The sequence below is a fragment of the Brachyspira hampsonii 30446 genome (assembly GCF_000316195.1).
Lineage (GTDB): Bacteria > Spirochaetota > Brachyspiria > Brachyspirales > Brachyspiraceae > Brachyspira > Brachyspira hampsonii_C.
Genome location: NZ_JH994110.1, coordinates 449,275 through 472,492, shown reverse-complemented (window position 1 = coordinate 472,492; position 23,218 = coordinate 449,275). Strand labels below are relative to the sequence as shown.

General features: G+C 26.5%; 17 protein-coding genes. 5 read left to right on the top strand and 12 right to left on the bottom strand.

Annotated features, from left to right (window positions below; genetic code table 11):
- Nucleotides 1-13: 13 nt before the first annotated feature.
- From A966_RS02130 to A966_RS02115, 4 genes are all read right to left on the bottom strand, one after another.
- Nucleotides 14-265: a DUF167 family protein gene (locus tag A966_RS02130; RefSeq protein ID WP_039955500.1), complete on the bottom strand. Its 252-nt coding sequence runs from the start codon at nucleotides 263-265 to the stop codon at nucleotides 14-16.
- Nucleotides 265-2,277: a DUF262 domain-containing protein gene (locus tag A966_RS02125; RefSeq protein WP_008722023.1), complete on the bottom strand. Its 2,013-nt coding sequence runs from the start codon at nucleotides 2,275-2,277 to the stop codon at nucleotides 265-267. The genes A966_RS02130 and A966_RS02125 overlap by 1 nt, the downstream gene beginning before the upstream one ends.
- Nucleotides 2,278-2,294: 17 nt before the next feature.
- On the bottom strand, nucleotides 2,295-3,728 hold the full coding sequence (locus A966_RS02120) for a DUF262 domain-containing protein (protein ID WP_008722021.1): 1,434 nt from the start codon (nucleotides 3,726-3,728) through the stop codon (nucleotides 2,295-2,297).
- Between the two features lie 71 nt (nucleotides 3,729-3,799).
- A complete protein-coding gene (locus tag A966_RS02115; RefSeq protein ID WP_008722020.1) occupies nucleotides 3,800-4,417 on the bottom strand; it encodes a carboxymuconolactone decarboxylase family protein in 618 nt (205 codons plus the stop codon).
- A gap of 416 nt (nucleotides 4,418-4,833) precedes the next feature.
- On the opposite strand from A966_RS02115, the gene A966_RS02110 reads away from it, so the two are divergent.
- Entirely contained in the window at nucleotides 4,834-6,594 is a 1,761-nt protein-coding gene (locus A966_RS02110) for a tetratricopeptide repeat protein (protein ID WP_008722018.1), read from the top strand.
- 45 nt (nucleotides 6,595-6,639) lie between these two features.
- Here A966_RS02110 and A966_RS02105 read toward each other — a convergent pair whose 3' ends face one another.
- Nucleotides 6,640-8,490, bottom strand: a complete 1,851-nt coding sequence (locus A966_RS02105; RefSeq protein WP_008722014.1) for a methyl-accepting chemotaxis protein — start codon at nucleotides 8,488-8,490, stop codon at nucleotides 6,640-6,642.
- A 218-nt stretch (nucleotides 8,491-8,708) separates the two neighbouring features.
- On the opposite strand from A966_RS02105, the gene A966_RS02100 reads away from it, so the two are divergent.
- The 3 genes from A966_RS02100 (at nucleotide 8,709) to modA (ending at nucleotide 11,963) form a co-directional block, all read left to right on the top strand.
- The gene (locus tag A966_RS02100; protein ID WP_008722011.1) at nucleotides 8,709-9,701 is read left to right on the top strand and encodes a hypothetical protein; all 993 of its coding nucleotides are present in this window, start codon (nucleotides 8,709-8,711) and stop codon (nucleotides 9,699-9,701) included.
- Nucleotides 9,694-10,989: a replication-associated recombination protein A gene (locus A966_RS02095; RefSeq protein WP_008722009.1), complete on the top strand. Its 1,296-nt coding sequence runs from the start codon at nucleotides 9,694-9,696 to the stop codon at nucleotides 10,987-10,989. The genes A966_RS02100 and A966_RS02095 overlap by 8 nt, the downstream gene beginning before the upstream one ends.
- 197 nt (nucleotides 10,990-11,186) lie before the next feature.
- A complete protein-coding gene (gene modA / locus A966_RS02090) occupies nucleotides 11,187-11,963 on the top strand; it encodes a molybdate ABC transporter substrate-binding protein (protein WP_008722008.1) in 777 nt (258 codons plus the stop codon).
- 429 nt (nucleotides 11,964-12,392) lie between these two features.
- Here the strand turns inward: modA and A966_RS02085 are convergent, their stop codons facing one another.
- The 5 genes from A966_RS02085 to A966_RS02065 all read right to left on the bottom strand — a co-directional run bounded on the left by A966_RS02085 (nucleotide 12,393) and on the right by A966_RS02065 (nucleotide 17,986).
- A complete protein-coding gene (locus tag A966_RS02085; RefSeq protein ID WP_008722007.1) occupies nucleotides 12,393-13,799 on the bottom strand; it encodes an MATE family efflux transporter in 1,407 nt (468 codons plus the stop codon).
- Nucleotides 13,800-13,888: 89 nt separating this feature from the next.
- Entirely contained in the window at nucleotides 13,889-15,274 is a 1,386-nt protein-coding gene (locus A966_RS02080) for an MATE family efflux transporter (RefSeq protein ID WP_039955422.1), read from the bottom strand.
- A 375-nt stretch (nucleotides 15,275-15,649) separates the two neighbouring features.
- Nucleotides 15,650-16,300: a hypothetical protein gene (locus tag A966_RS02075; RefSeq protein WP_008722004.1), complete on the bottom strand. Its 651-nt coding sequence runs from the start codon at nucleotides 16,298-16,300 to the stop codon at nucleotides 15,650-15,652.
- Nucleotides 16,301-16,321: 21 nt separating this feature from the next.
- Nucleotides 16,322-16,705, bottom strand: a complete 384-nt coding sequence (locus A966_RS02070; RefSeq protein ID WP_008722002.1) for a hypothetical protein — start codon at nucleotides 16,703-16,705, stop codon at nucleotides 16,322-16,324.
- 195 nt (nucleotides 16,706-16,900) lie between these two features.
- Nucleotides 16,901-17,986 (bottom strand): NAD(P)-dependent alcohol dehydrogenase, encoded by a 1,086-nt coding sequence (locus A966_RS02065; RefSeq protein ID WP_008722001.1) that lies wholly within the window; start codon nucleotides 17,984-17,986, stop codon nucleotides 16,901-16,903.
- A gap of 492 nt (nucleotides 17,987-18,478) precedes the next feature.
- Here A966_RS02065 and serS point away from each other — a divergent pair, with 492 nt between their 5' ends.
- Nucleotides 18,479-19,759, top strand: a complete 1,281-nt coding sequence (serS, locus tag A966_RS02060) for a serine--tRNA ligase (RefSeq protein WP_008721999.1) — start codon at nucleotides 18,479-18,481, stop codon at nucleotides 19,757-19,759.
- An 835-nt stretch (nucleotides 19,760-20,594) separates the two neighbouring features.
- Here the strand turns inward: serS and A966_RS02055 are convergent.
- Complete coding sequence (locus A966_RS02055; protein ID WP_008721998.1) at nucleotides 20,595-21,881, bottom strand: malic enzyme-like NAD(P)-binding protein; 1,287 nt, start codon at nucleotides 21,879-21,881, stop codon at nucleotides 20,595-20,597.
- Nucleotides 21,882-22,197: 316 nt separating this feature from the next.
- The gene (locus A966_RS02050; protein ID WP_008721997.1) at nucleotides 22,198-23,184 is read right to left on the bottom strand and encodes an aldo/keto reductase; all 987 of its coding nucleotides are present in this window, start codon (nucleotides 23,182-23,184) and stop codon (nucleotides 22,198-22,200) included.
- Between the last annotated feature and the right edge of the window lie 34 nt (nucleotides 23,185-23,218).

The window sequence follows — 23,218 nt, the reverse complement described above, 5'->3', positions numbered from 1 at the left end:
AAAATGCAATTTTTTATTTATTAAAATACTTTTTTAAATCATCATCATTTATATTAATAGAAATAAGTTTTTTACTGTTTTTCTCGCCTTTTAGTATCTCAATATCTTTTTTTTTAATATTAAGCTCATCAGCCAAAAATTCAATTATAGCCTTATTAGCCTTTCCATCTATAGCCTTAGCCATAATGCGAATAGAATAAGCTCCATTCTCGAATTTAAAACTATTGGATTTAGCTCCTGCTGTTACTTTAACTTCTATGTTCATCATTTTGTATAATAATTTACATATAAATCTATAACTTCTTTTAAATGTTCCTTACATGCATTTTCATCCCATTTATTGTTTTTTAATATCAATAATGATTTTAATGATTCTATATTTCCTCTATCGAGGTTAGTTCTAAATCTAGCTAACTTCTCATGATATGGCTTATTACTATATTCTGAATTAAGTCCTTGACTAATAAGAACCAAATTCCCAAAATTATGCAAATATATATCTTCCCATTTTGGTGAGTTTTCAGGATTTTGAGGATATACATGTTCTATAGAATTTTTAGCAGTAATTCTAAAATTTAAGAGTATTTCATTTAATTTACTATATTTATATTCAAAAAAATCATTATTTTCATTCCAATAATACCATAAAATAAATTCTAATTTGTAAAACCAATATCTATAAAATTTTAATCCTTTTGGCATTTTGAGTTCTTCTATTAATCTATCCTTTATTGTATCAATATTCTTATCATAGTATTTATTAATTTTTTCAGAACACATATTTATAGTTCTTTCACTTAAATTTTTATCACTTTCATAAAAATATAATAAATTATCTAATTTCATTAAATATTTATATAAAATATTTTCATCTATGTTATTATTTAACATCTTTTTTAAAAAAGGTGTTAACCAATATTGTGTTATATATTCCTGTGAATGATACAGCATCATTTGAAGCATAGAAAATCCATCTGAATTTATATTATGTCTTCTTTGTATTACTTGAGAAGTATTATTCTTTATACAATATATTTTACTTATGCTTAAAACTTCTTTATCATTTATATATACCCATTTGACTACATATTTATCAAACCTTACTCTAATTTTCCATAAAAGTTTAAAAAATTTTTTTATATCATTACCATTACTTTTCTTTGTAAATACTTTTTTAAAAATATTAATAAGTTCTTTTTCTTTTACATCAACTATATCAATATCTATATTATTTTTTATAATATAAATTCTTAATGTATGCAGTAATAACATGGGAAAACTTATTATACTTCTTATGTATGGTGCTTCATATTCATTTTCATCATATTCATTCTTATTAAAATTAAAATCATTATTTTCATCTAAAATTTCATATAAGTTATAATTATCAGAATTATTATCTTTATCAATGCTTTTTATTAAATATTTAACATATTCTATATTATCAGGTATTTCTTCTTCTCTTTCACTATCCGTTCTAATATATGAAGTGTTAATGATTTTTTTCCAAGGTATATTTAAAATATCTTTTAAATTCTTTTCAATATAATTATCCATTATGGAACAGCAATCCCATATAATAGAATATATGTATTTATCTCTATTATTTTTAATTTTTTCTAATAATTTGGCCTTTAATATTTCATGCTGTTTTAATTGTACGCCTCTATTATTAAAAGTTTCAAATAGTTTATTAACATCTGTATTTCTAGGCATTTGAGTTATTATGAATATTAATTTTGTGGAAATGAAATCTATAAAATTATCTAAATTAATATTATTATTTATATCTTCAAAAAAACCTCTTATTACATTTATAGCTTGATAAAATGGATCTAACAATTCTTTTTCTTCATCACTATTGTCTTGATTATCTATGTTAACTTTTTTAAAAAAATCATCAGCAAATTTTCTGGCTCTGAATAATAATCTAATATTATTTTCTCCATATAGAAAATTTTTAATAAATAATAAATTTTTTTCGTTTATTCTATCTTCAAATATTTCTTGTATAGTTCTAAATAATATAAATATTGTTGTGAAACGCTGCTGACCATCTATTAAATCATATCTATTATTATCGGATTTTAACACTATTAAAGATCCTATATAATAATTTTCTTTTTTATCTTCAATTGCAATTTTTATATCTTGCAAAAGTTTTAATATTTGTTCTTCTTTCCAAACATAAAGTCTTTGATAAATAGGGATTGAAAAATATTGTTTTTCTTCAATAATTTTATCTAAAGAAAATTGTTTTGAACTTAATTCATACATAAATAATTCTCCATTGATTATAACTTATTTGATATTTCAATTATTTTACTAATGATGTTTTCTTTATCTAAATCATTTTTTAAATTGATACCTATAGTATTTATAAAATTAATATAACTTTTTCTATACTCACCTATTACTCCTTCATATGTAATTTCAGAATTTTTATCAATCTCAGGAGTATTATCTTTTATAAAAGATAGTACATCTTCAGTGTCAAAAGCCATAAATATAACATCGATGATATTTTCACTGCTGTCTTTTATTATTTTTATAATACTTTCTTTGTATATCTTTTTTTTAATTATACGGTGATTACCTATTAAATAATCACAATATAAAGCAAATTTTAAAAAATTATTTTCTCCAAATTTATCATAATATACAACGCAAAGCAATTCAAAAAAATATTTAAAATAATTGCTTATTTTATTTTTATAAACACAATTATATAAATTATCAAAATATTGAAATTGTTTATCATCATTTTTAGGAAGATTGAATAGATAATCATATACAGCATTGTATTTATTTGTATATAAAAAGAAGTTAATACCCTCTACTATGGGTTGTCTTAACATAAAACAATAATCTTTTTCATTATCATTTCTGATAATATCAATTATATTTTCTTGTATACATGATTTATCCTGATTATTATTAAAATCAGATAAACTATTAATTTGATAACAATATCTAATTTTATCAATATCCCAATTTTTATCAGTGTGTTTCTGAAATTCTTTTAATATTTCATCTTTATTTTCAAAATATAGATTATTTCCTTTCCATTTTCTTGCTCTCCATAATATATTATAGAATAAGATGTTAAGATTATTGCTTTCATTATCCTTTTTTATTCTATTATTTTTATCCCATTTTTGTGCTGTATCGTTTAATAAATCTGTATTTTTTATTGCTCTTAAATGATACGCTTTTAAATAATCAACAGCAGCTAAATTTACTCCTCTTCCATTTTGTGTATCAAAAAAAGTAAATGCATCGTCTTCTGATTTTGTATATATTACCGTAAAAGATATCTTATTTAAAAAATTTTTAGGGAGAATATTTTTTATGCTTTTTGAACATATATATTTAAAATTATTATTTATATTTTTTAAAGTTATTTTAGAATTGAATTCTGCTTTAATTGGAAATCTTTTCTTCCTTAAAACATAATCAATTATTAATAAACTTATTATTCTTTGCTGACCATCTATTATATTATATATTTTTTTATTAGTATTTTTTTTAGTTTCCAAATGTATTAAAATTGTACCTAAATAATATTTATTATGATCTTCTTTATTGTTTTCAAAAAAATATTTTAAATCATCTATAAGTTCTTCTATTTTATCTTGATTCCATACATAGAACCTTTGATATTCAGGAACAGTTAATTCTTTTTTTAATAGTTTACTAGGAGTCATAATTTTTACTTTAATATTCATATATAAAAACCTTTTTAATATAATGCTATAAGTATAGTAAATTTTAAGTTTATAGTAAATATTTTTATGCCTTATTTATTAATTTTACATATATTTGTAAACCCAGCAGTAGGTACTCCCAAAGCCCTTATAAGCCTTGCCCAATAATTCACCTGTGCGGCAGTAGACGCTAATATAAGTATTGCTCTCTCTGAATACTCTTTTTTTACTTCTGTTATTAATTCTTCGGATATTATTACAGGTGTTTTTGTAATAGCTGAAATATATTTTAAAGCAATCTTTTCTTTACTTGACATTGTAGGACATGAATCTATATCTTTATTTTGTAAATATTTTATTTCTTCTTCTGTTACATTTTCTTTGTCGTATTCAAAGCTGTTCATGTCTATACAAAATGGGCATGCTATATCTATTGAGATTTGTATTCTTATGAGTTTTAAAAGTCTTTTAGGCACTTCCTTATCATCATGCGTAATTAATGCCTCCATTATGCCAGAACTTATTGCTGTTTTAGGGTTCCAAGCCAAAATCTTTGGTAGGAGCAAGTCTTTTTTTACTTTCTTTTTTGCTATCCACATAGTAAGTCTTAAAAATAGAGGTATTTTTTTTGGAGGCTTTATATATGCAGTAGTTTCACTTTCAAAATAATTTTCTTTTGTGCTTTGTATATTTAGATTTATATTATTCATTTAATTATCCTTTTAAAAATATTTTTAATTTTTTATATGTTAAGTATTGTTTTTAAGCTGTAAACGATAAGCTAATAACTTTTAAGTTCTCATATAATTTTTAGAGAGTTTATAGCTAGAAGTAATTAATGTTATTTATAGGTTTTATGTATGACTATTGTGTGCTTTCAAAATAATTGTATTTATATTTGATTGTAAAATTGATTGTATTATCCATTATGTTTCCTTAATTTTAAATTATTTTTATATTTATTAATATAACATAAAAAACTGATAATAATTCTAAAATCATATATCTTTACAGTTATAAATAATAAAATAATTTTTTATCATAATATATATATAATTATTTACAAGTAGTTTCAAATTTCTTAAATATGATTTATAATATGAAACTAATAATTAAAAAGGATTATATGGAAAATATTAATAAATATCTGCATGAAGTAGATGAGTGTATAAAAAACAAAAATTATAATGATGCATTTTCCTTATGCAATGATATTTTATCTATCAACCCCAACAATATAGAAGCTATGTTTAAAGCAGGTTATTGCTGTTATAGATTAAAAAAATATGATATATCTATGATGCATTTTATAAAGGCTTCTTCATTAGAGAAATTCAGCACTAATAAGGCTATATATAAATACTATATAGGAAGATGTTATGCTTCTTTGGGTGTATATAAAGAGGCATTAGAATATTTTAAAGCTTCATATAATTTAGATAATAACAATAAATATTATACTTTATGGCTTGGAATAACTTATGCTAAAACTGCTGTTAATGATAATGATTATAATACAGCATTAATGTATTTGTCTATGTCTTTAGGTTCTGAAGACTATTTGGTATACGGATATATTGGATACTGTCATATTCAGTTAAAAAATTATGATAAAGCTATTATGTATTTAAATAAATCTATAAAATTGAAAGATAATGATTATTTAAATAGATATTATCTAGGAAGCACATATTTTATAATGCAGGTATATGATAAGGCTTTGGAGCATTTAAGTGAATCTGTAAAATTAAAAGATGATGACTTTGATAATTGGTTTGCTTTAGGTTTGATATATAAAGTAATAGATGAAAACAATTTATCAGATGAATGTTTTGAGAATGCTAGAAATATTGCTTTAACTAATAATAATATTGATGAAGAGCTTGACTGCTTTATTAAGCTTACAGATTCTCAAAATGATGAATATTTAAATTATTTATATCTTGGCATCTGCTATGCTAAACTTGAAAGCTATAAAAATGCTGTGCATTACTTACTTAAATCTATAGAGGTAAATGAAAAATATAATAATGAAAATAACTATCTGGCATATTATTGGATAGGATATATTAATTATATAGACAGTGAATATGAAGATGCTGTAAAATATTTTGAAAAATCTTTAAATTTGAATAGCGATAATGAAGAAAATTATTTGGTTTTATTGTGGCTTGGGGACTGCTATTTTAGATTGGGTAATTATAAAAAGGCTTTATTTAATTTAAAAAAATCTATAGAAATTAAAGATGATGAGGCTGATGCTTATAAATTAATATCCGAATTATATTTAAAAGCAGGAAAGAAAGAAAAATATAATAGTTATATAAGCCAATATAAAAAACTCATTAAGAATTCTAATATATATGATAATATTGAAAATAATGAAAAAAAAGAAAATATTTATCAAGAAGAATATGTATTAAATAATAATGAAGAAATCCATTATCAAAAAGAAGATGCATTATATATTAATGAAGGAATTCATTTTAAAAAAACAGATATTTATCATTTTATCAATCTTTTATTTCAGGATATAGAGAGTAATGATTTATATAGCTTGTATTCATCTAATACTGAAAAAAAATCTTATATAGATTTTAACAATTTTAATATAGATAATTTTTTATCATATAGAAATATAATCAATAATGCAGTAAAAGATAATTTTGATAATTCCAGCAAAATAACAGTAGTAAAAAATATTATAACTAATTTTGATATTATAAGTGATACAGAAATAAAAAATGCTAAAAAATTAATAGATGATATAGAAGAATTATTTAATTATACTTCCGAATGTATATTAAATACTATGCATTATTATTATAGAAAAAAAGATATAGAACTTTATTTAATATTAATGAGAATAATAGAAAATAATTTATAAATAAAAAACACATATATTTTTTGATATATGTGCTTTTTTAATTATTTATAGTTTAAAAAACTTCATAGCATGCTGCAATGAATTAGCCTGAGCAACTAAATCCTTTGAAGCATTTTCAGCATCATTAACAAGAGCATTATTCATTTGAGTAGCTCCATCCATTTCAGAAACTGCCCTATTAACCTGTTCAACACCTGACTGCTGCTCTACTGCTGCGGAACTTATTCCTTTCATTATATTAGCTGTTTCATCTATTTTTGTTCTTAGATCTGCAAATATTTCCTGGGAATGATGAGCTGTTTCTGTAGCTTTATTTATTTTATCGTATGCATTATCTACTAAATCAGTAATATCCTTTACCGATGACTGAGTAGTTTGAGCAAGATTTCTAACCTCGCTTGCTACAACCGCAAAACCTTTACCTTGATCTCCAGCTCTTGCTGCTTCTACAGAGGCATTCAATGCTAGTATATTAGTTTGAAAAGCAATACCTTCAATAATTTTTGTGATGTTTTTTATTTTTGTGCTTGCTTCATATACTTCTTCTATATTTTTTGTAGTTTGTATAATAATATCTCCTGCTTCATCTATAGAATTTTTTGAAGATATCATCATATTATTTCCTGTTATAGAGTATTCTGTAGAGGATTTTATAGTAGAAGCCATTTGCTCCATAGAAGCTGCTGTCTGCTGCAAACTTGCTGACTGAGCTTCCGTTCTTCTTGATAACTCAACATTACCTTTAGCTAACTTTTCTGAAGCATTCATTATACATATAGAAGCATCATTAACTTCTTTAATAGTTTCAACTAATTTATGTCTCATATTAGCAAAGCTATCTGCAAGTATGCCGATTTCATCTTTTCTAGGTTTTATTTTTCCTTTAAATTCTGTCAAATCTCCTCTTTCTATTTTTTGAGCTTCTAGTACTACTAAAGATAAAGGTTTTGTTATAGAGCGTATAAATATATTAATAAATATTGCTATAGAAACTATAGTGATAATTCCAAGAATAATCCCGCTTAATATAGCTTTTCTGCTTTCAGCAAATATTTCTTCCGAAGTCATAGTCATAGAAGTTATCCAAGGCACATATTTCATTTTTGTGTATGAGCCCATTGTCTTATGATTATTAGCAATATATTCAACAACCCCTTTTGATAAATTACCATCAAATACACTTTTATAAACTTGAGGAGCATCTGTATTAACTTTATTATAATCTGTATTCATTAATACTTTTAGATTAGGTGCTATTACATCGAGACCGCCTGTTTCTCCCAATTTTATGCCTTCTATATAATTTTTATAAAATTCTCTCCAACTAAAAATAGTATACAAATAACCTATTTCTCTATTTTCATATTTTATAGGAGAAGCAAAAATGAATGATAATTCGCCATTAACTGCTGAAGGAGTAATATCATTTCCATAACTAACAGAACCATATCCATATTCTCTATTTTGAAGTTTATTCCAAACATCAATATTATTATCTGTAAATTTACTGCCTATCCATTTAGGATAATCACTGTCAGCAGATATGATGCCATTTTTATCAACTATTCCTATATTTATGGCACAAGCATTCTTTTCTCTGAATGTTTTTAAATTAGAAGTTACTTTTTCTCTTGCATCTTCATCTGGAGAAAGTATATACTCACTTATCATGGGCATAGATGCATAAGTTTCCAATAAATATGACTGCGTTCTAAACCAAGCATCAAATACCGATGAATATCCCTTTACCGTTGTTTCAAAACCTTCGAATCTGCTTTTTGATATACCATTGCCGGCTATTGTAAGTGAAATTATAAGCATTATTGTTATAAATATCGCAGTAACAATACAAAGAATTACGGGTACCTTAACCGACAAACTACTAAATCTACTCATCCATTACTCCATATATTTTATGAAAAATTACCAACGCTTTGAATATAATAATTATTTTCATATCGTCAATAATTTTTTTATATTTTTATAGTTTTTCTAAAAAATATTTAGATATTTTTTAATTGAATAACCGCTAAAAAGTAATCATTAATAGCTGATAAAATCCGAATATTATTTACAATATAGAACTTTTAAATATAAATTATGGTGCAAAAATTATGAAAATTTTTATTAACGGAAAGGAATTATCAGTAATACTTGAGAATGAAACTAATGCTTATGAAATATTAAAACCTATAGAAAGTTGGTGCAATTCTAATGACTTTTTAATCAATAAAGTTATTATAGATAATAAAGAAATGCAGCCGTATATAGACGAAGAATATGAAACTATACCAATAGAAAATATACAAAAAATAGAAGTAGAGGCATTGAGTCAGGCTGAATATTCTCTATATTCTATTATGTCTATTGCTGAATATATAGAAAAAGTATTGAATACCGATTCAGTAAGCAGTAAAGATATAGAAGATTTAAAAGATGGTATGTATTGGGTGTTGGATTCCATACCTAGAACTATATTTCTATTTAATATGAGTTTAGAATCCTACGGAATTATTCATATACTAAAAATGCTTGAAGTAAAATTGGAAAAGTTTAATAATGCATCAGATAATATAGATAAATTTAATGAGTTTTTTAATAATGAATTTAAGCCTTTTTTAAGTGAAAAAATGCTTCCTACTATGTACATTGTTATAGAGGAGGCTAAAATAAATACTATATTCCTTTTTGCTGGGAATATAACAAGCAGCAATGCTCTATATAAAGTGGGAAGTCTGCCTAAATTCTTACCGCTAATACTAGATGTATTGGATTCCATTGTCAATAAACTTCAGTCTGGAAATGATAAAGAGGCTTTTATATATGCAGAAAAATTTTCGCGTATAGTAAGTTATGCATTCAGCATACTTTCAAATGTAGCTTCTATTTATTCTATAGATTATTCTCAGATTTCTTTGAATTCTGTTGCTCTTACAGATGCCATCAATGATTTTAATGAAATGATGAATAATGTTTTAGATGCCTTTGCAAATGAAGATTATATATCAATAGCTGATTTGCTTGAGTACGAAATCAAAGAAAGAATAGAAAATATTATGAATTATATACCGCTTGTAGAGGAACATATTGAAAAACTCAATGTTTGATTTTGAAGAGGACATTAATAATTTCAGACCTATGGCTGAAAGAATGCGTCCTCTTACTATAGAAGAAATTTTCGGGCAGCATCATATACTAGATAAAAATAAAACTTTAAGGAAAATGATAGATAATGATAAAATAACATCTATGGTTTTCTTTGGTCCTCCCGGTGTAGGTAAATCTACTGTAGCATCAATTATAGCTAAAAAAACTAAAAGCGAATATATTAAACTAAATGCTGTACTTTCAAATGTTTCTGAAATAAGAGAAGCTATAAAAAAGGCAGAAAAAAATTTAGAAAACAGAAAAAAGACTATTCTTTTTATAGATGAAATACATAGATTCAATAAAAGTCAGCAAGATGCTTTGCTTCCGGCAGTTGAAAACGGAGCTGTTATACTTATAGGAAGCACCACATTAAATCCGTACTTTTATCTAAATAATGCTCTTCTTTCCAGAATAATGCTTTTTGAGTTTAGAAATCTCGATGATAATGATATAAGAGAAGCCGTATTAAAAGCTATTACTGACAAAAGAGGTTTAGGCGAAGATGATGTTGATGTTGAAGATGAGGCAGTTAATTTAATAGTCCGTTATTCTCATGGCGATGTAAGAAAAGCTTTTACATATCTTGAGGCATCATATTTAGCAACTCAAATTGATGAAACTAAAGAAAAACTCACCATTACAGAAGAAATAGTTAGAGATGTTACAAGCAAGCAGTCAATAACTTTTGATGAAGATGAGCATTACAATACTATAAGTGCATTTATAAAAAGCGTAAGGGGAAGCGATCCTAATGCCGCAATTTACTATTTAGCTAGAATGCTTGAAGCCGGAGAAGATCCTAGATATATAGCAAGAAGATTATGCATATTAGCTTCTGAAGATATAGGGCTTGCTGAGCCTAATGCTATGAATATTGCTTCTTCTCTTGTAAGTATTGTTGATTTCATAGGTATGCCTGAAGGAAGAATTCCATTAGCTGAAGTTACTATTTATTTAGCATTATGTCCTAAATCAAATTCAGCTTATAATGCCATTAATAAAGCCATAAGAGACATAAGAAACGGAGAGCTATATTCTATACCTAACTATTTAAAAGATAATCATTCTGCCTCATTCGATAAAAAAAGCGATGAAGAATATAAATATCCTCATGATTATCCTTATCATATAGTAAAGCAGGACTATTTAGAACATGGTATAAAAAAAGAGTATTATGAGCCTGTAGATATAGGCGAAGAGCGGGAACTAAAAAAAAGGTATGAGTGGATTATAAAGCATATATAATTCATTTTACTATAATAAAATTATAATAATAAATAATACATATATACTGCAAAGCTTACGCAATAAGCAAAATATTTTTAAAAGTTATATACATAAATAAAAAATCATATTTCATTTAATATAAATAAAAAATATAGACTAATTTTATATTTTATATATATTTAATATAGAATATATATTACTAATGGAAAATTTTTATGAATAACAAAATAAGCATTATTTTATATTTCATTATATCAATATTATTATTCTCATGTTCAAAAACAAAAGAAGAAAAAGATGATATTATTATATTTGCTTCTTCTAGTTTGATGAATCCATTAATTGAAATATGTACTAACTATAAAAAAGAAACAGGTGAAAAAATAGGATGTTCATTTGATTCATCAGGAAGACTAAGAGAACAAATACAATCAGGTAATTATGCTGATTTATATTTTTCATCTTCTCTTTATGAAATGAATATGCTAAAAGATATGAATCTTTTATATAATGACAGTATCACCAATATAGTTAAAAATGAAATAGTTTTAGTTATCCCTAAAGATTTGAATATAAATATTAATTCTTTTTATGATTTAACTAATGATTATATAAATAAGATAGCTATAGGAGAATCTATGACTTCCCCTATAGGACGATACACAGAGGAAACATTAAATAATTTAGGAATATATGATATTATTTCAGATAAAATTATATTTGGAAAAGACACAAGAGAAGTAATTGACTTAGTAAAAAATGATAAAATAGAATGCGGTATAGTTTATATAACAGAAGCTATGCTTAATAATGATTTAAAAATAGCTGCTGAAAATAAAAGTCATACAGAAATAATTTATAGCATTGCTGTATTGAAAAAATCTTTAAAAGAGAAAGAAGCAAGAGATTTCATTGACTACTTATGTTCAGAAGAAAGTATTAATATATTAAAAGATTATGGTTTTGGTATTATTACATACCCTGCCTTTTAAAATTTATAGCTTTATTTTGATTTTTTATATTTATCATATTTACAGCTTAATAAGAATTTGTAAGCACCCGTCCAAGTTATATTTTAATTCATAATTTATTTAACGCACGGTGTATGAATGTTTTTATATAATTTAAATTACAATTTTCAATATGCACATATTTTAAATTTTACTCTGCGTGCGGTATTGATGCATAACAACTTAAAAAATTCTGGGTGGGAAGCAAAAAAAACAGCTGAAAACAAAAAAGAAAAATAATGTAGAAATAACTTAATAATATTGAAAGCCTAAGGGGTGGGCAGATGTAATTAAGTTTAAAACTTTATTTACATACCCCGCCCTTTAAAATTTAAGGCTTTATTTTGATTTTTTATATTTATCATATTTACAGCTTAATAAGAATTTATAAGCACCCGCCCAAGTATTTTTTTAATTTATAATTTTATTTTCATTATCATCTTTGGAATATGAATTCAATGTGATATTAGCATTCTTTTTCCATTTGTTTGAATAATAATAAGCTAAATGGAAAATCATATTAAATAAATTACTTACAGACATAGAAATCCAAACGCCCCATAAACCTATTTTTGGAGACAATAAATAAACGACAGGAATTCTTATTAAGAAATGTGTAAATAGAGTAAACATCATTATTATAAAAGTTTTTCCTGAAGCATTAATAATACCATTTGCTGAAAATATAACGGCAATTAATATTGCGGAAGGAACACCGGCATATATATAACTTTTCATATAAGGCATTATATTATCATCTTGTACAAATATTTTGATAATGAAATCAGGAAAAAGCATACATAATGCGGTCATAATTAATGCTATAGTTAAAGAAACTTTTAATCCTGTAATAAATATTTCTTTAATTCTATACATTTTATTTGCCCCTATATTTTGAGCAGCCATGGTTCCTATACCGGAAAGAATAGCAGAAAGAGGTACAAATGATAAAGCATCTATTCTAGCAGCTACCGCAAAAGCGGCAGAAGATAATTCTCCATAAGAGTTAATAACCTTATTTAAAAATAGCCAGCTTATAGAAGATATTAAGTGCATAAAAGTAAAAGGAAGCCCTATTTTCAATATTAATTTTGTTATGTGCAAATCAAATTTAAAATTAATGGGATTAACCTTTATAATACTATTTTTTGCTTTTAAATAAATCATACTCACTATTAAAGATACAGCCTGAGCAAATACTGTAGCATAAGCAGCACCGGAGACCCCCATAGCAGGAAAAGGGTATATTCCTTTTATCATAAGAGGATCTAAAACTATATTTATCACAGAAGAAATTATCAAAAATATTAAAGGTCTTACAGTATCGCCTATTCCTCTAAGCAAAGCAGAAATGAAAGTATAATAAAATACAAAAGGAAAACCTATCATACTTATTCTAAAATAATTTACAGCATCTTCCATTATACTTTCAGAAGTATTTAAAAATACCATTAAATCAGGAGCAAATACATATCCTAATATTGCCAAAGTTAAAGAGATTATTAAACTTACCGTAGTTGACACTTTAGAAATATATGTTACATATTCCTTATCATTTGCCCCAAAATACTGCCCTATTAAAACATTTACTGCAGTTGCTACTCCTGATGCTATAGCAGTAACAACCATTGTAAGCGGGAAACTCACAGCAACAGCAGCAAGCCCTTTAGAACCAACTATCTGACCTATCCAAATGGCATCAACTGTAGAGTATGCCACATTTAATAGGTTGCCAAGCACCATAGGAATAACTAATATTAAAAGACCTTTTGCTACATTGCATTCTGTTAAATCTAATTCATTTTTTTCTTTCATCATTATTATTAATTTACATAAATTATTTTTATATACTAAATAATTAGGCAATTTTATACAAAAGATATATAAAAGTCAATAAGTATCAGTATTTATATATTATGCTCGGCTGCAGAATGAGAGGCTATATTGGCATCTTTTTTCCACTTGTTTGAAAAATAATATATCAAGCTGAAAGTCATACTAAAAAAGTTCCCTATAGCCATTGCAGTCCATATACCCCATAATTCCATTTGAGGAGATATTATATATGCAAGCGGTACTCTAATTATTATATGAGCACAAAAAGCAAAGAGCATAAGCATAAAAGTTTTACCAGCCCCATTAATAACCCCATTTGCCGTAAACATTACAGCAAGCATTATTATAGAAGGCATAACAACATAAATATAGCTTTTAGTATATTTTAACACACTCATATCTTTAGTAAACATTCTTACAATAAGCTCAGGAAATAATATAGAAAAAAGAGCCATAAATACTGATATTCCAACTGATAATTTTATTCCGGATTTGAATATTTCCTTTACTCTTTCCATTTTACCAGCCCCAATATTTTGTGCTGTCATAGTGGCAATACCTGCAGATAATGCTAAAAGCGGAAGAAACGATAAAGAATCCACTCTCATAGATACAGCAACAGATGCAGAAGCAGATTCACCGTAAGTATTGATGAGCCTGTTTAAAAATAACCAGCTTACAGATACTATTAACTGCATAGCAGCAAAAGGAAGTCCTATTTTAAACATTAATTTAGTGATGCTGAAATCAAATGCCAAATCAAAAGGATTAGCTTTTACAATACTGTTTTTCATTTTTAAATATATCATACTCACAGCAACAGAAACAAATTGTGAGAAAGCTGTAGCATAAGCAGCTCCATCAAGTCCCATAGCAGGAAAAGGTCCTATTCCTTTTATCATAAGCGGATCTAATATCAAGTTTAAAATTGATGCAATAGCTAAAAATATTAAAGGTCTTACAGTATCGCCTATTCCTCTAAGCAAAGCAGATACTAAAAAATAATAAAACATAAATGGAAAACCTATCATGCTTATTCTAAAATAACTTACAGAATATTCCATTATACTATCTGCGGTATTTAAAAAACGCATCATATAAGGAGCAAATATATACCCTATGATTGCCAATGCCAAAGAAGTTACTAAACTTATAGTAGTTGAAACTCTGGAAACATATATTACAGAATTATGATCATTTGCACCGAAATACTGTCCTATTAAAACATTAGAAGCTACTGTAACACCTGAAGCTATAGCCATAAGTATTAATATAATTGGGAAACTTACCGCAATAGCACCAAGCCCTTTAGGACCTACCATCTGACCTATCCATATAGTATCAACTATATTATATGCAATATTTAGTAGGTTTCCTAATATCATAGGTATAACTAACTTTATAAGTCCTTTGCTGACATTGCCTTCAGTAAGCTCTAACATCTTGTTCTTTTCCATAATTGTCCTCTAGTATATTTTTATAATAAAAAATGAGTATTGAAATATATTATTCTTAAAAACAAATATATAACTTTTTTATTATTTTATTTTTTATAGAAAAAAGTTTAAAAAGTATAAAAGCATCAAAAAATACAATGAATAAGATTATATTTTTTATAAATCAAAATAGATTTAATCATTTCTCATAAGCAATGGATAAAAATTATATATTACAGCGATAATATCAAATTTATATTATAATAAAACAGCAGTAATTTCATATAAATTTCTATATGATTATAAGTAAGTAGTAATATTATATTCTTCAAAAATAAAGTCAATATAAAAAATGTATTATTTGTAAAATTTTAATATTTTATACTATAAATTTTATTATCTTCTTCTAGTGGAAGATCTTCTAAAAGTAGATTGTTTTCTTGTAGAACTTCCTGAACTAGGTTTAAATAATGTTCTTCTTTTGCTAGTAGAATTATTATTATCTACAGTTGTTTTTTTCGCTGAAGTACTTGAATTATTAAATATGCTTCTTCTTGTTGCAGTTCTAGTATATCGGTCATCATAGTAATCTCTATTAATAGTTCTTCTTTGACCATAATCATCATAATATACAGGTCTTCTATTATCCATCATGCTCATAAGCATCATATATGTAAAGAAACTGCTTCCAAATCCACCGCTGTTTGCAATTCTTTGAGCTTTTTCAGGCTGAATTTCTTCGATAAAGTTTGTATATTTAGTAAAACTATTTGTAGGAAATGGCACATTAAACTCATATTTTCCGGCATCAAACATCATAGGACCTATTTGAGACATAGAAGTATTAACTATAACATCATTATCATTTAAAAATTGAGAAACTAAAAATATATTTTCTGATTGTCTGCCTGATTTTTTAGCTTCTACTATCACTTTTATACTATCATTTTCTTTATTTGCTGATAATATATTAAAATATGATTTTGCAGGTGAATAGCAGGAAATAAATATAAAACTTAAAAACAATAAAATATAAACTTTTTTCATAATCATAAGCCTCTGTATTTTTTATCTAGTCCAAATTAATATAAGCAGTTTTTTTATGCTGATTTCTAATTCCATAAAATTATTAGATAATGTTTTTCTTTCGCTTTTTACTAATAATTTTTGATATAAGATTTCATTAAGAAGATAAACCAAAAAATCTTCAACACTTGAATATACTTCTCCCACACTTTCGGAAGTATAAAAAACTATTTCATTATTATTTTTTAATTCATTTGACACAGCATTTCTGATTCTATCTTTTTCATAATTATCTAAATCATATATATGATTTTCCAATTCTTCTCTATTTTTTAAAACTTCAAATTGAAAATCATCTTCATAAAGAGCTTTTAATTCAGCATACTTTACCATGTCAAAGTATTTTTTTACTTCGTCTAATATCATACAACCTCCATAGATTTGGACATTATAACTTATATTTTTTGTCTGTCAATATTTAGGATATTGAGATGTATATAAAAAGATATGAGCTTATTATAATAAAATATGATAATTTTTCATTATACAAAAAGAGACAGCATATTTTTAATGCTGCCTCAAATTTTATAAAAATAATAAACGAAATATTTTTATTATTTATTAGAGAGTTTTCATATCAATTACATATCTGAATTTTGCCTTACCTGTTGTAAGTTTATTGTATGCCTCATCAATTTGATTTGCTGATATGATTTCTGTTTCCGGATATATTTTATGTTTTAAAGAGAAATCAAGCATCTCCTGAGTTTCTTTAATACCTCCTATCATAGAGCCGTAAACTTTTTTTCCGCCTGAAAATATTAATCTAGCTAAATCTATGCTTTGTTTTAATTCAGCAGGAGGAAGTCCTACAATAGCCATTTCTCCGCCGTATTTAAGTAAATCAACATAATCATTAACATTATATCCTGTAGGTATAGTTGATATAATTAAATCAAAACGGATAGGGACATCTTTTGTAGAAGTAAATAAATCTTTTACCCCCATTTCCAAAGCTTCTTTTTTCTTTTTATCATTACGGGCAAATACATAAACTTCAGCCCCCATATTAACAGCGTATTTTACCGCCATAGAACCAAGTCCTCCGAAACCAGCAACTCCAACTATATCACCTTTTTTAACACCAGAAAATTTTAAAGGGGAATAAGTTGTAATACCTGCACATAGTAATGGAGCAACTTTTTCCATTGGGGCATCTTTTGGTACAGTAATAGCAAATTTTTCGCTTACTACTATATTATTAGAATATCCGCCGTAAGTAGGCTCATCATTGTGAAAATGATCTTTACAGTCATAAGTCAGAACTGTCTGACCTCTTTCGCAAAATTGCTCATGGCTTCTCTTACATGCTTCACATTCTCCGCATGAGTTTACCATACAGCCTACTCCTGCATAATCGCCTATTTTAAACTTAGTAACATTCTTACCTACCGCCACAACTTTACCTGCAATTTCATGACCTGGTACCATAGGATATATACCCTCATGCCATTCACTTCTTGCTGAGTGTATATCGCTATGGCATATTCCGGCATACATTATTTCTATAAGTATATCATTATCTCCCATTGAATGTCTTGAAAATTCAAATGGTTTAAAAGTATCTGTTTTGCTATGAACCGCATAGCCCTTAGCATTTATTCTTTTACCTGAATTAGCTTCTTCTAAGTTTTTATCAAGCAGCATAAATAACTCCTTTTTATAATATATCATTATTATAACATTGAAGTGCACTCCAATGTCAATAGGCTATATACATATTTTTGCATTTTTATTACATACCCCGCCATTTATTTTTGTTAGCTTTATTTACAATTAACAAGCTTATTTTTATTTAAAGCAAATTCAGAAAAAGCATGCCCACCCAAGCATATTCTGTATTTAAAGTCTATTAATCGCACGGTGAGCGAAATTTGATATATAACTTAATTTCGATTGATAATTTAATTTATATTCATGATTTTATTCTGCGTGCGGGTATATAGCTGCAAATTTAAAATCAACTTGGGTAGGGGCTGAAATTTCTTATGATGTTAATTATATAGTAAAAATAAAATATAATAATACAAGTTATTAAGCCTAGAGGGTGGGTAGGAGAGAATAAAATTTAATAAAATACAATTTACTATTTTTAAAAAAGCTGTATAATTTATACAAATTTTATTTAAGGATTTTATTATGATAGATGTAAAATTAATAAGAGAAAATATTGAATTGGTAGAAGAGAACTTGAAAAAGAGAAGAAGCAAAGTATCTTTAGACAAACTAAAAGAATTAGAACATGAAAGACTTAATTTATTAAAAGAAGTTGAGCAGGACAGAGCAAAAAAGAATGAGGCTTCTAAAAAAATCGGCGAATTCATGAAATCAGGAAATAAACAAGAGGCTGAAAAAATAAAAGAAGAGATGAAAACTTTTACAGAATCCTTAAATAAGAAAGAAGAAAAATTAGCAGAACTAGAAGAATCGGTTAATAATGAAATACTTTATTTACCTAATATGCTTTCAGAGGATGTACCAGAAGGTGATGATGAGAATGCTAATAAAGAAATAATCAGATGGGGAGAGCCTCGTAAATTTGATTTTGAAGTTAAAGATCATGTCGATGTAGCTTTAGGTCTTGATATACTTGATATTGAAAGAGCTGTAAGAATGTCTAGAACTCGTTTTTCACTTATGAAAGGCAAGGGGGCTGCTTTAGAGAGAGCATTGATTAACTTTATGCTTAAAAAACACACTTCTGAACATGGATATACTGAATATGTTCCTCCTATGCTTGTTAATTCAAGAACTATGACTGGTACTGGTCAGCTTCCTAAGTTTGAAGAGGATTTATTTAAAACTACTGATGATCCTGCTTTATATCTTATACCTACAGCAGAAGTTCCTCTTACTAATATTTACAGAGAAGAGATTATACCAGAAAATATGCTTCCTATCTATGCTACTGCCTATACGCCATGTTTTCGTTCTGAGGCAGGATCTTACGGACGCGATATGAGAGGACTTATAAGACAGCATCAGTTTGATAAAGTAGAGCTTGTAAAAGTATGTGCTGCCGACAAATCAAAAGAAGAGCATGAAAAGATGCTTAAAGATGCTGAGAGTATTTTACAGGCTTTAGAACTTCCATACAGAGTTGTAGTGCTTTCTTCTGGGGATATAGGAAATGCTGCTTACAAAACTTTTGACATAGAAGTGTGGCTTCCTTCACAAAATACATACAGAGAGATTTCTAGTGTTAGTAACTGCTGGGATTATCAGGCAAGAAGAATGCAGATGAGAACTAGAAGAAATGGTAAAACTGAATTAGTACATACTTTAAATGGTTCTGGTATCGCTGTTGGAAGGACTTGGATTGCCATACTTGAAAATTATCAGCAGGCAGACGGAAGCGTTATAATTCCAGATGCTTTAAGACCGTTTACTGGTTTTGATAAGATAGAGAAGCCTAATTAATGTTTTGTTAAGAAAAACTAATTAAAAAATAATAAAGTGCAGATCTGAATTAAGGTTGGCACTTTTTTATTGCATAAATGATGTAATTAGGTTTTGAATTTATTTAACGCACGGTAAATGAAATTTCATAAATAATTTAAATTATAATTTATAAAATATACTTCATTATAAATTTTGTTCTGCGTGCGTTGATCAAATCAATAAGTTAAAATAAAGCTTGGGTGGGCTTCTAATAAATTAGAATAAAACTATAAAAAATAAAAATTTAACATTTAAATATAAATTAAAAAGCCTAGAGGGCGGGAAAGTGTAAGTAAAGTTTCAAACTATGTATGATACAATAAAACTATAAAAATAAACTATATATTGAATACATAATAATTTTTTTATATATAAAAGTTTTGAATTGTAATAAAAACTATAAATAATTTTTATCATGCGTTATAAAAGTATTTAATTTAATAAGAAATTGTATTGTAGATAATAAATTAGAATAAAATGTAATTCATATAAATTAATAAACTTATATGGTTGGTATTAAAACAAAGCAAAAAAATTTATTCTCACTTTCCACCCTTTATACTTTATTAAATTGCTCTGAATTTAAATTATGTATTGTTTTATCATTTAAATAACATCTGTTAGCACCCTCCCAAGTGTTATTTAAATTTATAATAAAATTAACGCACAATTTAATTAATTAAAAATATAACTTAATTAATAAAAAAGTTTATACTGTAAATATTAATATTTCTACCGTGCATTAAAAAAATAGGCTTTACTTAATTTAATAAATAAAAAAGCAAAGCCCAAATGAAATTCTATTATTAAAAAATTATTCCCAATACTTTTTCATTCTTTCTTTTAAAGAAGATTTATATTTTTCAAAATTATCAATAGGCTCTCTTGCAAGTCCTTCATCGCAGGCAGCCTTAGCAACGGCAGGCGATACCCATTCAATAACTCTAGGGTCAAAAGGTTTAGGTACTATATAATTTTTACCATATTCAAAATTAGTATTACCATAAGCTTTGAAAACTTCTTCAGGAACTTTTTCTTTAGCAAGAGCAGCTAAAGCTAATGAAGCAGCCATTTTCATTTTTTCTGATATGGCTTTTGCTTTTACATCCAAAGCACCTCTGAATATGAAAGGAAAACCTAAAACATTATTAATCTGATTAGGATAATCACTTCTTCCCGTAGCCATAATCAAATCATCTCTTATTGCTATGGCTTTTTCATATTGTATTTCAGGGTTGGGATTAGCCATTGCAAATATTATAGGGTTCTTAGCCATAGATTTCACCATATCTTCACTTAAACAGTCTGCAACAGAAAGTCCTGCAAAAACATTAGCTCCTTTTAATGCCTCTTCAAGAGTTTTTACTTTTAAGTCAGTTGCAAACTCTCTTTTCTCTTCGGTAACTGATTCTATTCTATCCTTAGTAATAACACCTTTACTATCGCACATAATAATATTTTCTTTAGGTACTCCTAATGCCTTAAACATTTTAGCACAAGATATGCCAGCAGCTCCCGCACCATTAAATACTATCTTAGCATTTTTTCTATCTATATCTGCAATTTCCAAAGCATTAATCAAAGCAGCAGAACATATTATAGCAGTACCATGCTGATCATCATGAAAAACAGGAATACTGCATTTTTCTATTAAAGTTTTTTCTATTTTGAAGCATTCAGGAGCTTTTATATCCTCAAGATTAATTCCTCCGAAAGTAGGCTCTAACGATTTTACTATATCTATAATTTTATCCGGATCTTTTTCATTTATCTCTATATCAAATACATCAATATCAGCAAAGCGTTTGAATAATATTCCCTTTCCTTCCATAACAGGTTTTGAAGCCAAAGCTCCCCTATCTCCTAAACCAAGTATTGCAGTTCCATTTGAAATAACTGCTACTAAATTTCCTTTTGAAGTGTATTTGTATGCTTCATTAGGATTTTCAGCTATTTCAAGTACAGGTTTAGCTACTCCAGGAGTATATGCTAAAGATAAATCATCAGCCGTTTTACATGGCTTTGTGGCTATAACTTCTATCTTTCCAGCTTTTCCTTTAGAATGATATTCCAATGCTTTAATTTTTAATTCATCTGACATAAATATTTCCTTATATATTTTGTATGATTTATAAGTAATATTATATAAACAATATGATTTTGTCAATTTTTTTATTTTTTAAATTATCTTGAAAACCCGCCCTTTATATTTGCTGCTTTAATTAGGAATTCTTTACCAATCATTTTTTATAATTTAAATTATAAAAGCATGCCCACCCAAGATTTTTTTAAATTATAAATTATATACCGCACGGGGAATGATTTCTTAGCATAGATGCATATAATAAAAATTTATTTCTATTATATTAATAAAGTAATTTACCGTGCGTTAAAAAAATTAATATATATAATTAGTATCATAAACTGAAATCATCAATCTTTCTTAATTCATCATCGGTAATAGGCATTTTATTTATGATTTTTAGGTTTTCTATTATTTGGCTAGGCTTTGAAGCACCTATCAAAACACTTGTAACCTCTTCATCTTTTAACACCCATCTCAAAGCCATTTGTGCCAGACTTTCACCTCTTTCCTTTGCTAAATCATTAAGGTTTTTAATTTGCTCCAATCTTTTTCTTGTTATAGAATCTTGCTTTAAATATCTGCCGTCAGCTGCTATTCTGCTGTCTTTAGGAATACCATTTAAATATTTATCTGTTAATAATCCCTGAGCTAATGGACTGTATGCTATTATACCTTTTCCCAACTTTTTAGCTTTTAATTTTAACCCGTTATTTTCTATAGTTCTGTCAAATATAGAATATCTGTTTTGATTTATAATGAATGGTACATTTGCCATATAAAGCAATTTAGATGCTTTTTCCATTGTAGGGCCATCATAATTTGAAAGCCCAGCATATAAAGCTTTACCGCTCTTTACTATTCTAGTTAATGCCTCAATAGTTTCTTCTAAAGGAGTCTCAGGATCCATTCTATGATGGTAAAATATATCAACATATTCAAGCCCTAATCTTTTCAAACTTTGATTGATGCTTGCTATTAAATATTTCTTGCTGCCCCAATCTCCATAAGGCCCTTTCCACATATCATAACCGGCTTTAGTGCTTATTATAAGCTCATCTCTGTATTTATTTAATCCGTCATTTAATATTTTTCCCATACTGATTTCAGCAGAGCCATAAGGCGGACCGTAATTATTAGCTAAATCAAAATGTGTTATTCCATTATCAAAAGCCGTTTTTATCATATCTTTCATATTATTATAATCGCAGTTTTCACCGAAATTATGCCAAAGACCTAAAGAAACTATAGGAAGTTTTAATCCGCTTTTACCGCATCTATTATATATAATATTATCATATCTATTTTCAGAAATTTGCATTTTTATAGTCCTCTTTAAGAAAAATAACTATATA